The organism is Brevibacterium sp. UMB1308A (genome assembly GCF_030230605.1).
Taxonomy (GTDB): domain Bacteria; phylum Actinomycetota; class Actinomycetes; order Actinomycetales; family Brevibacteriaceae; genus Brevibacterium.
Window position 1 is genome coordinate 1 of the sequence record NZ_JASPDO010000025.1, and the last position, 14088, is coordinate 14088.

Consider the following 14088-nt stretch of genomic DNA (forward strand, 5'->3'; position numbering starts at 1 on the left):
GTATCCAAACGGCGTCATTTCACCCTATTTTGTGACCTATGCCACTGTTTTGGGCGCTTTTCGCTACAGTCGACGCGCAAAACCAGGCTGGACTGTATCCAAATACCCCGAAGCCACCACACCGCACAACCCAAAATGCGAATTAGCCCACAAAAGGATTTCCATATTCACTGATGTTTGGATAACCTAACCTTACTTACAGGACAGAAACTCAGGAGACGATATGAAACTTCGCCGGCTCACAGCGGCACTCGCGACTGCCTTGGCGCTCACCCTCACGATGAGCGCGTGTGGCTCGGGCACCTCGGGCGACGAAAACAAATCCGGGGACACCATCTCAATTGAGGACAATTCAGGAACTGTTGAGGTCCCCAAAGACCCTCAGCGCGTGGTCACTTTGGACAACCGCTCATTTGAAACGCTCGAAAGCTGGGGAATCAAGCCTGTCGCTGCCGCAAAGAAGCTCATGCCGGCGGACAACCCACAGAAAAAAGACGACTCCATTCAGGATGTGGGAAACCACCGTGAACCTGACTTCGAAGTGATCGTGGCTGCTAAGCCTGATCTGGTGATTACTGGACAGCGTTTCCGTGACCACGGTGAAGAGGTCAAGAAGTATTCGGGCGACGCTCCAATTGTGAACCTTGAGCCCCGCGAAGGCGAAGACCTGGGCGAAGAGCTCAAGCGCCAGACCACCACTTTGGGTGAGATCTTCGGCAAACAGGACGAGGCGAAGAAGCTCAACGAAGAATTCGATGCGTCCGTGAAGCGCGTAAAAGACGCATACAACAAGGACGAAAAGGTCATGTCAGTCATTACATCGGGTGGCAACATCAACTTCGCCGCTCCGCACGAAGGTCGCACACTGGGGCCGGTTTATGACATGCTGGGCCTGACTCCGTCCCTGGAAGTGAAAGACTCCTCGAGTGACCACCAGGGTGATGACATTTCGGTTGAAGCGATCGCTAAGTCCAACCCAGACTGGATTCTAGTTATGGACCGCGACGCCTCGGTGAGCGCGAACAACGGCGAGAAGTACACGCCTGCAAATGAACTGATCGCACAGTCGGAGGCGTTGAAGAACGTGAACGCGGTGAAGAACCAGCACATTGTGTACATGCCGCAGGACACTTATCTCAACGAAGGCCTGCAGACCTACACCGAGTTCTACAACTCACTAGCAGACGCTATGGAAAAGAAGTAATGCACACAGACTGCGGAGACTTTACGTGAAGTCTCATAACAGTTCAGCGACGCCCGCGGAAAGGAGCACGGCTCCTCCCGCGGGTAGTCGCGTTTCTGAAGGCGCCCGAGGTGGTGCAGGCCGAGGTGGTGCAGGCACCCGCGCTGGCGAGGGGAACCGCGCCCCAGCGGGGCGGCTTTTCACCTGGCCACTCATCATTGGTGTCATTGTCACCGCCGGCTTGGTGACGGTGAGCCTGTTTGTGGGCGAATATGACATTTTTTCCGGTGAAGACGGTGCAGCGATCTTCCAGATCACCCGCATCCCCCGCACGATCGCCCTGGTGTTAGCTGGGGCGGCGATGGCCATGTGCGGGCTGGTCATGCAGATGCTCACTCAGAACCGATTCGTAGAACCCACCACCACCGGAACTACCGAATGGGCCGGCCTGGGGCTACTGCTCACCATGGTGGTAGCCCCGGACGCCAGTGTTCTCACCCGCATGGTGGTAGCGGTGGTATTCGCTTTTGCGGGAACGCTGATCTTCTTCGCATTCTTAAGCCGTATCCAGTTGCGAAGTTCAGTCATTGTGCCCATCGTGGGGCTCATGCTGGGTGCAGTGGTGGGTGCACTTTCAAACTTCATCGCGCTCCAAACCAACCTGCTCCAAAGCTTAGGGATTTGGTTCGCGGGGTCGTTCACCTCGGTCTTACGCGGACAGTACGAACCGCTGTGGATCGTGGTTGTCGTGGTCATCGCTATTTTCATTGCAGCCGACCGCTTCACCGTTGCCGGTCTAGGCAAAGACATCGCCACCAACGTGGGCCTGAACTACAACCGCATCATCCTGTTAGGAACCGGGTTAGTTGCGCTCGCCTCGGGCTTGGTGACCGTGGTTGTGGGGAACCTTCCGTTCCTGGGGCTGGTAGTCCCCAATGTTGTGTCAATGTTCCGTGGTGATGATCTGCGTTCCAACCTTCCGTGGGTGTGCCTGGCAGGAATCAGCTTAGTCACCATATGTGACCTGGTAGGACGCACCATCATCGCACCGTTCGAGGTTCCCGTTTCGCTCATTCTGGGCATCATCGGGTCGATCGTGTTCGTGGCCCTTCTCCTCCAAAGGAGGCGCGGACGATGAGCGCAACTACGCAGGCGGCTACCACCTCGGCGCGTTCCACCCACCCACTTCCCACCCCGCGGGCACGGCGCCGGTACGCCATCATCGTTGGGGTCTTGATTGCGCTGGCCACAGGGATCACATTCGGCACACTTTCGTGGGACAACCCCATGCCGTTTGGATCGGAAGGGTTCTGGCTGATCGCGCAGTTGCGCGTCCAGAACCTGCTGGTGATCGCGTTGGTGGCACTGTGCCACTCAACGGCCACAGTGGCGTTTCAGACCGTGACCGGCAACCGTATTTTGACCCCGTCGATCATGGGGTTCGAGTCCTTGTACACGCTCATCCAAACCGCCGCGGTGTTTCTGTTTGGAATCGCAGGCGGGTCGATTCTGCGTGGCACTCCGCAGTTCGTTCTGCAGGCCGCGGTGATGGTGGCTTTTGCGATGGTGCTGTATTCGTGGTTGCTGTCCGGCCGCCGAGGTGACCTCCAGACAACGTTGCTCATTGGGCTGGTCATTGGGGGCGGCTTAGGGGCCGGCTCGACGTTCATGCAGAGGCTGCTCACCCCCAGTGAGTTCGACGTGTTGACGGCTCGGTTGGTGGGGTCAATTGCGTCTGCCCACGTTGAGTACCTGGCCGTCGCCTTGCCCGTATGTGTGGTGGCAGTGGCGCTGCTTGTGCTGATGAGCGGGCGGTTGAACCTGCTTGCCCTGGGACGCGACACTGCCGTGAACCTGGGGTTGAACTACAAAACTAACTTGATCATGGTACTTGGCCTGGTCAGTGTGCTCATGGCCATGACCACGGCACTTGTTGGGCCACTGACGTTCTTTGGGTTCCTGGTGGCCATGATTTCGTATCAACTTGCCGACACCTACGATCACTACCGAGTCTTCCCAATTTCATGGCTCACCGGTTTTGTGATTTTGGGAGGAGCGCACTTTATTTTGAAAAACACTTTCTACGCCCAAGGATCCGTGGGCATCATCATTGAGCTGGTGGGAGGCACGTTCTTCCTGGCATACATTCTCAAGAGGGGGCGACTGTGACATTAAGCAAACAGGCGAACCGAGGTGAGGTTGCGGCTGAGGCCGAGATGGCGGCCGGGAAGGCCGGGCACGGCGCGGGTGCGCGGAAGACTGGGCACGAAAGCGAGGCCGTGACACCTCCGCAGGGCCGCACCATCCTGTCACTCCAGCCCAGGGAGCACAGGGAGTCCGCAGGGTCCCTGGCCAAGCCTGGGGCGTGCGCTGGTGACGGGTGCGACACGTGCGAGTTTGGTGGTCCGGACCCCAGCCTGGCGATTCGGATTGAGAATGTCACGCGCCGGTATTCCGATTCGGTGGCGATTGGCCCGGTGTCCCAAGTGATCCCCGGATGCGGTGTAACCGCGCTGGTGGGACCCAACGGGGCCGGAAAGTCCACGCTGCTCACCATGATGGGTCGCCTCATGGGCATGGACACCGGCACCATCTCCATGGGTGGCTTCGACGTGACCTCAACCCCGTCTAAAGAGCTTGCCAAAGTGGTGTCGATCCTGCGTCAGGAAAACCACTTCGTCACCCGCCTAACCGTGCGGCAACTGGTGGGCTTTGGGCGCTTCCCCCACTCAAAGGGCCGCCTCACCGAACACGATGAAAAGATCATCAGCGACGCAATCGACTTCTTGAGCCTGACGGAACTTGAAGGCCGCTACCTGGACGAACTGTCCGGCGGTCAGCGCCAGCGCGCATACGTGGCCATGGTGTTGGCACAGGACACAGACTACGTCCTGTTGGACGAACCGCTGAACAACCTGGACATGCAGCACTCAGTGACCATGATGAAGCACCTGCGCCAAGCCGCGCGCGAACTGGGTCGCACAGTGGTAATTGTCTTGCACGACATCAACTTCGCCGCCACCTACGCGGACCACATTTGCGCCATGAAAGACGGGCAAGTAGTGGAGTTCGGGACACCGGAACAGATCATGCGCGACGACATCCTCACCGGCGTTTTCAACACCCCCATCCAGGTGTTGGACGGGCCACGCGGCAAGATCGCGGTGTACCACTAAGCACTACCGAGGTGGCTTTCGGCGGCGCGGCAGCCTTGGCGCCGCGCGCCGTGCCCGGCCTTACGCCGTGTTTGTGAGGAATTCCAAAAGGTCCGAGGTGTCCGCCGCCACCACCGGCATGTCCCGTTCCGTGGGTATGTGGACGTGGCAACCGGCTTCGCGGGCGATCACCGCTCCCCCGGCCCAGTCGTACACGCCCAGGCCACGTTCGTAGTACGCGTTGACGCGCCCTTGCGCGACTTGGCACAGGTCAATCGCAGCCGAGCCCATCCGCCGAACATCGTCGAACCGTTCCATAATGTCGATCAGCGCACGGAACTGCCGGTCACGCCGCTCCTTGCCGTAACCGAATCCGGTGGCCACCACACTGCCCCGTCTCCCCGCGGGGGTGCCGGACAAGCGTGCTGCTCCCACCTCGGCGGGGGTGAGAATCCGTTCCAGGTCAGGCAGGCCGGCGGTCATCCACGCGCCCGCTCCCGAGGTGGCAAACCAGGTGGTGTTCATGACCGGCGCGGCGACCAGGCCGGCCAGCCAGGTGCCCTGGGCCGGGTGATCGGGGCTAGCCAGGCGCACACCGGCTGAGAAGCAGTAGTGCTCGATGCCACGGACAAAGTTCACGGTCCCGTCGATGGGGTCGACGTGCCATTCGCAGGCCGGGATGTGCGTGTGGTCGGGGATGGCGAGGAGTCCGGTCCATGCGGACGGGTCGAACGGGGTGGGCTCCACATCTTCTTCGCCAACGACCGTGTCACCTGGGCGAACGTAGTTGAGGTAGCCGGTGACGATGCTTTCGATTTGAGCGTCGGCCACGGTGACCAGGTTGTTTGGGTTGTCTTTTGCTTCGACGGTCGCGTCGCTGAGTTGGGCCGACCAGTGCGCCATCCGCTCCCACGCCATGACTGCCGCGTTGCGGGCGATCACGAGAAGCGGGGCGTAGGGGTTGGGGTTGGTGTGCACGAGCGCTCCTATTCGGTAGGGTCTTGGGTTCCTACTTCTTGTGTAACAGCTGCGGCGCATTGGGGCACGCCACTGTGCACGCCACTTGAGCCTGCAGTTGCGCTGGCCGTTGCGTCATGTGTGGTTTCCGCGTTGTTGTGGTCGGGTTGGAGCGGAGTGATTGTGGCGTCCGAGGTCGTATCGGGCGAGGTCGTATCGGGCGAGCCGTGTCGGCGGAAGATCTCCTGCGCCGCTTGCGATGACATGCCTGCAGCTTCAGCAATGGCCGAAAAGGTTACGCCGGATTCTCGGGCTTTCACAACGGCATCAATGTAGGAAGCGTTGATGCGCATGCGTTGTTTTGCAATGCGTCGCACTGAAGACACCAGAGCCTTTTGTTCAGTCGACAGTGGTTGTGAACGGCGTGGCATCTTTCTTCACACTCCCGTTTCTCCATGATGAAGCTTCCGGGGTCCGCACCTATGCGGTTTCCATGCGCTTCTCTATTGCTGACATCGTTGTGCGTCCACAGTTTGGCTTTACTCAAGCGTAAGGCGCTCTCAAAGAATCACTATTGCATATAAATGTGCGGTTATACGTGGTGCACGAGATGCGAGACCCTTTTTGAGACAGGCAGTTTGGGGTTGTACGGATTGCCTGCCGGTGCGGTGACGCGGTGTGCTGGCCCGTGCTGCACTTTGCGGTTTGCAGTTCTTTGCGGCTCCCCTGCTATGCCTTGGCGGTGAGTACGGGCACATCGGCTTCGAGGAGGATTCGTTGGGCCTGTGAACCCAAGATGAACTTGCCGATTGCTGAGCGTTTGCGCAGGCCAATAACAATCAGGTCGCACCCGTGTTCAGCAGCGAACTCGTTGAACGTTCCCACGAGGTCATCTTCATGCGTGGGCTGTTCGATTCGCGCTTGCACGTTGTGCTTTTCGGCCACCGCGAGGATGTCTTCACGCGCTTGTTCATTCAGTTTCGTGATGACGTCTGGGGCTCCTTTGCGAGGAGACGTTACGACGATCGCGTCAGTACCGCGCACGTGCGCTTCGCGGAAACCCACTTCGAGAGCAGCTTTGCCTTCAGGAGCCGGGAGATAGCCGATGAGAACAGTCATAAGTTCAGTATATCGACCGCATAACTCCCTCTTAGCGTGTTCAGCGTGGGTCCCGGTTTAACTTTTGGGGAACTTGAGATGGGCGACAATTCCTGGGTCACTTGTTCACACCTCGGCGGGTGGGGGGCGAGTCTTTTGGATACAGTCGAGCTCAACCTTGTACTTCGACTGTATCCAAAAGACCCCAAAACAGTGACCTAGGTCACTAAATGGCTTGAATCTCGCGATTTTGGATACAGTCGATTTTCCGGACTGTATCCAAACGCGTTCCAGACTTTACGAAACCTGTGCCAGAGCCTGGTCTACAACGTGCTCCGCGATCGCCATCGAACGGGTGGCCCCTGCAGCCGGAACACTCCGCACTTGGGTGAGGCGACCTCGGGCGAAAAACACCAAATCATCCACCAACGAGCCGTCCGCGTTCATGGCTTTGGCGAGGACACCTCGGGGGCCGGGGCGCGCGGCCGACACATTCAAATCCGGCACATACTTGCGCGCGCTCTCCAAATAAGAATTAGGAGAAACGGCCGTGCGGGCTTCGCGGGCCGCGCTCTGAATGTTCTTGGACGCGTACTTCCAGAACCCGCCGAAGCCCAGCGTGGACGCGACATCGTCCAGCTTGAAGCCGGACAGCCCGCGGGAATAGTCTTCTCGGCCAAGGGACAAGGACGCGTACGGGCCAACCAAGAGTGCGCCGCGCGTGGTCGTACTCAGGTGGACCGGGTTGGGGGTGCCGGGCACTGCGGTGATGAGACCGCGCACAGCTTGGGCGGACTCGCCGTTGATCTCGAAGTAGTCGCGGGTGAACGGCACAACCTTGGGGTGCGGGTCCAGCCCGCTGTTGTCAGCCAAGCGGTCGGCCTGCAGTCCGGCACAGGTGATGGCCAGGTCGTATGTGCCACCGTCGGCGGTCATGGTCGAATTCTGGGCGCCGGGCAAGGCCAGGCGGACGCGCACTTCATTACCCATGACGTCAACGCGCTTAACTTCCGAGTCGTACATGATGCGGCCGCCGGCGGCTTCAACGTCACGGGCAAACGCTTCAGTGATTTTGCTGTAGTCGGTGATGGCCGTGTGGGGCGAGTGCAGGGCCGCGACCCCCCGTACACCCGGTTCGACTTCACGCATCTGGGTGCGGTTAAGCATGCGTACACCTGGCACGCCGACGGCTTGCGCGCGCTCAAGCATGGCCTCCAGTCGTTCAAGTTCGTCGACGTCTTGTGCGACGACCAGCTTTCCGCACTCGTTGAAGGGCAGGCCGTTCTGAGTGGTGTACGCGGTGAGGAGTTCAACGCCTCGCCGGTACAGTTTGGCGTTCGAGCTGCCTGGTTCGCAGGCCAACCCCGCATGGACCACGCCCGAATTGTGGCCCGACTGATGCTGCGCCAACAACGACTCTTTTTCGATCAGGGTGATGTGTGCTTGAGGCTGTTTGCGCGTGAGTTCACGCGCAACTGCCGTTCCGATGATTCCGCCGCCAATAACTGCAATGCGCTTTAGCTCCATGGTTCAAGTGTGCCAGCTTCGCCCACCTTTTGGCCCAGCTCAACGCTGACTGAATAGACTTTGGGACGTGAGCACCTACGAACTCGACTGGACCGGCCGCGCTGACGCAGAAGCGGCCGCCCACACCCCTCCCTGCGCGCAGGTGGGGTATGTGGGGGTGTTGGGGGACACCTCGGCCGAGGCGGCAACCACCCCCGCTGGAACCGCAACCTCCAGCGGGCCCACCCCCACGCTTCCGTCCACAGGTTCCATGGTGATCGAGGGCGATAACTTGGACACGCTCAAACACCTGCAACAGACCCACACTGAACGCGTATCAGTGGTGTACATCGACCCGCCGTACAACACGGGGAATGCGTTGCCGTACCGCGATACTTTCGGGGTGGCTGGGCACGCGGGGTGGATGTCGATGATGCTGCCCAGGCTCATCGTTGCCCGTGACCTGATGCGCCAAGACGGGGTCATTTTCGTGTCCATCGACGACCGCGAGCACGCGTTTTTGACGCTGGTGGGCCACCAAGTGTTCGGGGAAGAGAACTTCTTGGGGTCGTTTGTGCATCAGCGTGCGCGGGGTGGCGGCCAGGCTCGGACGTGGATTCGCGGGCACGATTACATCGCGGTGTGGGCTAAGGACGCGTCACAGGTGGACGGGTTTTGGCAAGAGAAACGCCCGCCCGCCAAGTACGAAACCATCGACGGCAGGCGCTACCTGGTTGAGGACGACATTTTGCGCACCACTTTTGGCCGGTATGAGCGCGGCACGGAGCGGCGCCTGATGTATGAGGACATCGAGGCTGTTCGCGGCCCGGAGAAAAAGGCGCAGGTCGATGGGTGGCTGGCAGCCGGCACTCACATTTTGCGACCGTGGGGTGGTGGCAAGCATGCGGTCGTGCGGCTCACCCCCGCGGAAAAGGCGGCGTCCAAGATGTATTCGATCGTGCGCGCGTTGGGGCATGAGGGGCGCAACGACCTGGAGGCCCTGGGGTTGGGTGGCCTGTTCACGTACCCCAAACCGGTGTCGCTCATGCGAACTTTGGTGCGTTCGCGCACGTTTTTTGACCCCGAGGCGGTAGTCCTGGATTTCTTTGCCGGCTCCGGGACTACGGCCCAGGCTGTCATGGAGCTCAACGCGGAGGACGGCGGGCGGCGTGAGTTCATCCTGGTTCAAAAGCCCGAGGTGTTACGGCCGTCCACCGGCCAGTTGGACTCCCAAGCTACCCCGGACTCCCTCACCATCAGTGAGTTGGCGAGGCGAAGAGTGGTGGCAGCTGCCAAGGCCGTGGGTTGCGATCCGACGACCATCACAGACGTGCGGTTGACCTGAACAAAACAATTCGATATCAACGTGTGAGCCACTGCACACATCATGCGTAAAGCGAACTAGTGTGTGCCCCACGGCAGGATCAAAGGAGATACACATGAGTGAGCCACACCAACATCCCAGTAGCTATACGCATGAGTCACACGACTCGATTTTCAACAAAGCGATGGGTCGTCTCGATGCGCTGTTTGTAGGCTTCGGCGCCATGATCGGCTTTGGCTGGATTGTTCTAGCTGGAGGGTGGATTGAACAGGCCGGCACTGTTGGTGCACTGCTCGCGTTTGTGGGTGGCGGTGTCATCATGGCATTTGTTGGTGTCGTGTATTCCGAACTCGTCGCCGCCATGCCTCTGGCCGGTGGAGAGCACAACTATTTGATGCGCAGCATGGGGCCAAAGATCGCCATGATTGGCTCGTGGTGCATCGTGGGAGGGTACATCACTGTGGTGATGTTCGAAGCCGTTGCCGTGCCCAAAACGGCTCTGTACTTATTTCCTGATCTCAACAAGGTCTACCTGTGGACAGTCGCGGGATTCGACGTCTACCTCACGTGGGCACTGGTGGGTGTCATCACAGCCGTTGTGCTGACGTACATCAACATCAGAGGCGTTAAAGTCGCTTCACTTGTTCAGACGTTTGTCGTCTCGTTCTTGCTGATTGTGGGTCTGCTTCTGGTTTTCGGGTCCTTTACCGGCGGCGAGATGGAATATGTTGAACCCCTCTACTCTGGAGGCTTTAGCGGCTTTGTCACGGTGCTCGTCGCCGTCCCATTCCTCTTCGTGGGCTTTGACGTACTCCCCCAAGCCGCAGAAGAAATCAACGTCAAACCCCGCCAGATCGGTAAACTCGTGGTGTTCGCGGTTCTCATGGCCGTAGCCTGGTACGTCGTCATCATCTTCACCACCTCGGTCTCCATGCCCCACGACGAGATCGCTGCACTCAACGCCGAAGACGGTCTGGTCACAGCCGATGCCCTCACCGCAATGTTGGGCCACCCCGTTTGGGGCAAGATCGTGATCGCAGGAGGGCTCGCCGGGATCATCACCAGTTGGAACGCCTTCCTGATGGGCGCGTCACGACTCATGTGGGCAATGGCCAATTCGGGAATGATCCCTGAGTGGTTCGGAAAAATTCACCCGCGTTACCGCACACCGGTCAATGCGCTCCTGTTCATCGGAGTGCTGTCGGTCGTGACCCCATTCCTGGGCTCGAAGATGCTGGGGTGGGTCGTGGATGCCGGATCACCCATGATTGTGATCACCTACTTCCTGGTGTCAGTGGCGTTCGTGTTGCTGCGCAAGCGTGAACCTGACATGGAACGCCCCATGCGCGTGGGTGGAAAAGGCAATTTCGGAATCGTGGTGGGTGCGATTTCCGCAATCCTGTGCCTGTTCTTGTTTGTTCTGTACCTCCCGGTGACTCCGTGGTCAGCTGAGCTGGCGTGGCCGTCGTGGGCAATGTTTGGCCTGTGGCTCATTGCTGGGGTCGTCATGATGTTCCGTCTTCCAGGCGGTGTAAAAGCGGGTCCCAAAGCAGAACACGACCTGCTCACCAAACTGGGCAAGAACCACTAACGAGACGTGTGGGTACACGGTGGCACCAACCGTGTACCCACGCTCCCCCGCCTAAAGCTCAGGCCGCGGCACCGTCACAAGCTGCTCAAGCCCCGCCGAAACCTCAAACACCGGCGCGCAGTCATACGGGTGCCCCACAATCTGCACACTCGTGGGAACACCCGCGCTCCCCACACCACTGGGCATGGCCATGACTGGCCTGCGGTTGGCAATGTTGAACGGCACCGTCATGTGCCCTTCCCAGTAGAAGTCCAGGTTCCCGGCCTCGCGCTCCACCTCGCCTAAGTAGTCGCAACCGGCGTCCAGGTCCTCAATCGCCGAGGTGCCCGTCACCAACACGTCGTAGCCCTCCATGGCGCGGGTGAGGGTGTCCTGAATCTGGGACTCCAGTTCAAGACTGTCCACCAGGCTGGTTTCCCGAGCTGCCTGCGTGGTCGACTCGATCATGAGGCGTGTGTACGGCTCAAGGCGACTCAAGTCCCCGTTCATGGTCTGGTAAAGCTTTGCCCCGAAAATGTGCCCAAAGTGGCTCATCGACGCCCGGGTGATGGTCTCCAAAACGAGCCCCACGTCCACGGTCTCAACAATTGCCCCCGCACCCGCGAGCGCCTGTGCCACTCGGTCGACTCCCGCCGCCACGGCCGGGTCGAGCGCGTACGCCCCCAGGTCAGCACTGACTGCCACGCGCTTCCCGGCAAGCAGGCGAGCAGCCACCTCGGCCGCATCACCCCCAGCACCTTCCCCAAACTCGTGCGGATAGTCCTCCACCGGAACCGTCGCGTTGTCGTACGGGTCAACCCCGGTGATCGCGTTGAACACATAAGCGGTGTCGGCAACACTGCGCGCCAAAACGTGGTCGCCGCGGTACCAGTCATTATTCGAAGGGTGCGTCCCCGGCGTGGACCCAAACGGCGACTTGAACCCAGGCAACCCGTTGAACGCGGCGGGAATTCGCGTGGACCCTGCGATGTCTGAGGCGGTGGCAAACGGCGCGAACCCGGCGGCCACCGCACCTCCCGACCCACCGGACGAACCACCCGGGGTTTTATCGAGGTTAAACGGGTTGCGACTGACTCCCCATTCACGCGTGTGACTGAACGTGGCGCAGGAAAACTCAGGCGTTGTGGTGCGGCCCAGGGGGATCGCACCGGCGGCCCGCAGCCGCGCCACGATCGGGTGGTCGGCTTCCGCCACCGCGCCGGCCAGTGTCTGCGACCCGCGCGTTGCTGAGTGTCCGGCCAAGTCGTGCTGCTCCTTCAAAAGGAATGGCACGCCCAGCAGGGGTTTGTCCGCAAAGACCGCCGAGGTGTCCCCCGCTCCTCCTTGCCCCGCGCCCGAGGTGCCCGTCTGTTGCCCGCGCAACACCGCCTCGGCGCGGTGAGCTTCTTCGAGTGCCAGATCAGGCAGAGTGTCAACGACACAGTTGATACGCGGGTTGACGTGTTTGATACGTTCTAGGAGGTGCGTGATGAGCTCAACGGGTGACAGTCCTTGCTGATATGCCTGGAGAACTTCTTTTACGCCCATGTAATGTAAGTCACTCATACACGTAGTGTGGCATATTCATTCACTGCCCCAGCACTATCGCCCGTACACTGGAAGCTAAGTCTGAATCATCCGTTCGGAGTCGCACATGAAGGATTCTGCCCGTCGCAGGGCGCGTCACATCACAATTTTTCTTGATGTGGACGGTGTGCTGAACTCTTTTCCCGTTGAAGGTAAGCGGTTCAAAAAAGAGGGCCGTAAAGAAGTGCATGCGTGGAACTACGTTCTTCATTTTCGGCCCAAGATCATTAAGGCGTTAGAGAAGATCGTGAAGACTCGCGACGCTGACATTGTGTGGCTGTCTACGTGGTCGGCGTTGTGCCGCACCGAGATTGAGCCCAAGCTCAAGTTTGAACGCTCCTACCCCATTATTGAAATGCCGGACGCCACGTATAACCGTCACGCCGGGGATCACACCAAGTGGTGGAAATCCCTTGCCATGAAGCAGTGGCTGGCTGACAACCCCGGCAAGCGCGCGGTGTGGGTCGATGACGACTTGGCGCAAGAGAACACGCGCCAGTATTTCGAGAAGACGTATCGCAACCGGATGCTGCTAATTGCACCGGAGTTTAAGTACGGCTTAACCGAAGAACAGGTCACGTCGATTGAAGACTTTTCGTACCCGCGCCCCAGCGGTTCGGAGCCCATGAACACCAGTGACTTCGTGGTTGCCCCGGCGCATGACGCAGACAGCGACTCCGACGCTGAACGCGAGTCTGACACGTCTCAACCCACGTTCAGCCCGGAACACACTCCGCACGCGGGGCCGGATCCAGACACACCTACTGCTCAGGGCTCCAATGATTAACGCGCCCACCGTCTGCCAGACCCTCGCGGGAGTCTCCCCCACTGTGGGCCTTCTTGACTCTGGCCTGGGCTTGGTGCCGTTCGCGGTGGCCGTGCACCACGAACTCCCCCATGCCAACCTTGCCCTTGCCATGGACCCCGAATTTGCCCCGTACGGCGCTCTCACCTCGGCACAGATTGAGCAACGCGCCTTGTTTTCTGCCCGCACGCTGGTGGACGCGGGAGCCCGCGCCCTGGTGATCGCGTGCAATACGGCCAGTGTGCACGCGCTGTCGGCGGTGCGTGAAGAGTTCGAACCCCACGTCCCGGTGATCGGCACAGTCCCAGCGGTGAAACCCGCGGCAGCCACCGGCGCCCCGTTCGCGGTGTGGGCCACAACAGCGACCACGGGAAGCGCGTATCAGCGTTCGCTCATCAGCATGTACGCGGGCGACATTAACGTGTACCCGGTCGCGTGCGCCGGACTGGCCCAGGCCATCGACTCCGCCGACCCGGAAACCATCGACATCGCCCTTTCCGCCGCCGTCACTGCGACACCTCGGGAGGCCCAGTCCATTGTGCTGGGATGTACGCACTACGGGCTGGTCGCGGACCGCATTGAGGCCGCGTTCGACCGGCCTGTCGCCCTGTTTGATTCGCCCCAGGCGGTTGCACGCCAGTTGGCGCGCAGGCTTGCCGCGCAGGTGGTTTCTGAGGACCCCGCCGAGGTCGTCCCAGCTCCGCAGTCGCCCCAAGCCCCACTGTCACCCCAAGTTTCCGCTACTCCGCAAGCTTCCACATCTCCCACCGGCCGGCTCACGCACGTGTTTTTATCAGGCAAACCGGGGCGCTTACCCGCCGCGGTGGAGGCGTATTCGGTGGGACGCGAGCTGTTGGCGTTGCGGAAAACCTCGGAATAATTAGGGGCTGTGACGCGCTATAC

14 protein-coding genes are annotated in these 14088 nt (G+C 60.1%); 9 read left to right on the forward strand and 5 right to left on the reverse strand.

Annotation, left to right across the window (positions count from 1 at the left end):
* The 5 genes from QP868_RS10015 to QP868_RS10035 form a co-directional block, all read left to right on the forward strand.
* Positions 1–190, forward strand: a 190-nt coding sequence (locus tag QP868_RS10015) for a hypothetical protein (RefSeq protein WP_284926417.1), incomplete at its 5' end; no start/stop codon positions are given.
* Between the two features lie 33 nt (positions 191–223).
* Positions 224–1204, forward strand: coding sequence for a siderophore ABC transporter substrate-binding protein (locus tag QP868_RS10020; RefSeq protein ID WP_284926418.1), 981 nt, complete (start codon positions 224–226; stop codon positions 1202–1204).
* A gap of 25 nt (positions 1205–1229) precedes the next feature.
* The gene (locus tag QP868_RS10025) at positions 1230–2321 is read left to right on the forward strand and encodes an ABC transporter permease (protein ID WP_473964645.1); all 1092 of its coding nucleotides are present in this window, start codon (positions 1230–1232) and stop codon (positions 2319–2321) included.
* Positions 2318–3352, forward strand: coding sequence for an iron chelate uptake ABC transporter family permease subunit (locus tag QP868_RS10030; RefSeq protein WP_284926419.1), 1035 nt, complete (start codon positions 2318–2320; stop codon positions 3350–3352). Before QP868_RS10025 ends, QP868_RS10030 begins: the two co-directional genes overlap by 4 nt.
* Before the next feature lie 254 nt (positions 3353–3606).
* On the forward strand, positions 3607–4359 hold the full coding sequence (locus QP868_RS10035) for an iron ABC transporter ATP-binding protein (RefSeq protein WP_284926445.1): 753 nt from the start codon (positions 3607–3609) through the stop codon (positions 4357–4359).
* A gap of 60 nt (positions 4360–4419) precedes the next feature.
* Here QP868_RS10035 and QP868_RS10040 read toward each other — a convergent pair whose 3' ends face one another.
* From QP868_RS10040 to lhgO, 4 genes are all read right to left on the reverse strand, one after another.
* Complete coding sequence (locus QP868_RS10040) at positions 4420–5316, reverse strand: inositol monophosphatase family protein (protein ID WP_284926420.1); 897 nt, start codon at positions 5314–5316, stop codon at positions 4420–4422.
* Positions 5317–5324: 8 nt separating this feature from the next.
* Positions 5325–5726 (reverse strand): hypothetical protein, encoded by a 402-nt coding sequence (locus QP868_RS10045; protein WP_284926421.1) that lies wholly within the window; start codon positions 5724–5726, stop codon positions 5325–5327.
* 298 nt (positions 5727–6024) lie between these two features.
* A complete protein-coding gene (locus QP868_RS10050; protein ID WP_284926422.1) occupies positions 6025–6414 on the reverse strand; it encodes a universal stress protein in 390 nt (129 codons plus the stop codon).
* Between the two features lie 276 nt (positions 6415–6690).
* On the reverse strand, positions 6691–7920 hold the full coding sequence (gene lhgO / locus QP868_RS10055) for an L-2-hydroxyglutarate oxidase (protein WP_284926423.1): 1230 nt from the start codon (positions 7918–7920) through the stop codon (positions 6691–6693).
* 67 nt (positions 7921–7987) lie between these two features.
* Between lhgO and QP868_RS10060 the strand changes: the two genes are divergently transcribed.
* Positions 7988–9244, forward strand: a complete 1257-nt coding sequence (locus QP868_RS10060; protein ID WP_284926424.1) for a site-specific DNA-methyltransferase — start codon at positions 7988–7990, stop codon at positions 9242–9244.
* 94 nt (positions 9245–9338) lie between these two features.
* A complete protein-coding gene (locus QP868_RS10065) occupies positions 9339–10814 on the forward strand; it encodes an APC family permease (RefSeq protein WP_284926425.1) in 1476 nt (491 codons plus the stop codon).
* Between the two features lie 51 nt (positions 10815–10865).
* On the opposite strand, the gene QP868_RS10070 is transcribed toward QP868_RS10065, so the two are convergent.
* On the reverse strand, positions 10866–12359 hold the full coding sequence (locus QP868_RS10070; protein WP_284926426.1) for an amidase: 1494 nt from the start codon (positions 12357–12359) through the stop codon (positions 10866–10868).
* Positions 12360–12447: 88 nt separating this feature from the next.
* Here QP868_RS10070 and QP868_RS10075 point away from each other — a divergent pair, with 88 nt between their 5' ends.
* Positions 12448–13167: an HAD domain-containing protein gene (locus QP868_RS10075; RefSeq protein WP_284926427.1), complete on the forward strand. Its 720-nt coding sequence runs from the start codon at positions 12448–12450 to the stop codon at positions 13165–13167.
* Positions 13160–14065: a glutamate racemase gene (locus QP868_RS10080; protein ID WP_284926428.1), complete on the forward strand. Its 906-nt coding sequence runs from the start codon at positions 13160–13162 to the stop codon at positions 14063–14065. Before QP868_RS10075 ends, QP868_RS10080 begins: the two co-directional genes overlap by 8 nt.
* Positions 14066–14088 lie beyond the last annotated feature (23 nt).

What these genes read in the sequence shown, in the direction of transcription:
- QP868_RS10020 (WP_284926418.1), top strand. Translation starts at nt 224, where the DNA reads ATGAAACTTCGCCGGCTCACAGCGGCACTCGCGACTGCCTTGGCGCTC.
- QP868_RS10030 (WP_284926419.1), top strand. Translation starts at nt 2,318, where the DNA reads ATGAGCGCAACTACGCAGGCGGCTACCACCTCGGCGCGTTCCACCCAC.
- QP868_RS10045 (WP_284926421.1), bottom strand. Translation starts at nt 5,726, where the DNA reads ATGCCACGCCGTTCACAACCACTGTCGACTGAACAAAAGGCTCTGGTG.
- QP868_RS10050 (WP_284926422.1), bottom strand. Translation starts at nt 6,414, where the DNA reads ATGACTGTTCTCATCGGCTATCTCCCGGCTCCTGAAGGCAAAGCTGCT.
- lhgO (WP_284926423.1), bottom strand. Translation starts at nt 7,920, where the DNA reads ATGGAGCTAAAGCGCATTGCAGTTATTGGCGGCGGAATCATCGGAACG.
- QP868_RS10065 (WP_284926425.1), top strand. Translation starts at nt 9,339, where the DNA reads ATGAGTGAGCCACACCAACATCCCAGTAGCTATACGCATGAGTCACAC.
- QP868_RS10070 (WP_284926426.1), bottom strand. Translation starts at nt 12,359, where the DNA reads ATGAGTGACTTACATTACATGGGCGTAAAAGAAGTTCTCCAGGCATAT.
- QP868_RS10075 (WP_284926427.1), top strand. Translation starts at nt 12,448, where the DNA reads ATGAAGGATTCTGCCCGTCGCAGGGCGCGTCACATCACAATTTTTCTT.
- QP868_RS10080 (WP_284926428.1), top strand. Translation starts at nt 13,160, where the DNA reads ATGATTAACGCGCCCACCGTCTGCCAGACCCTCGCGGGAGTCTCCCCC.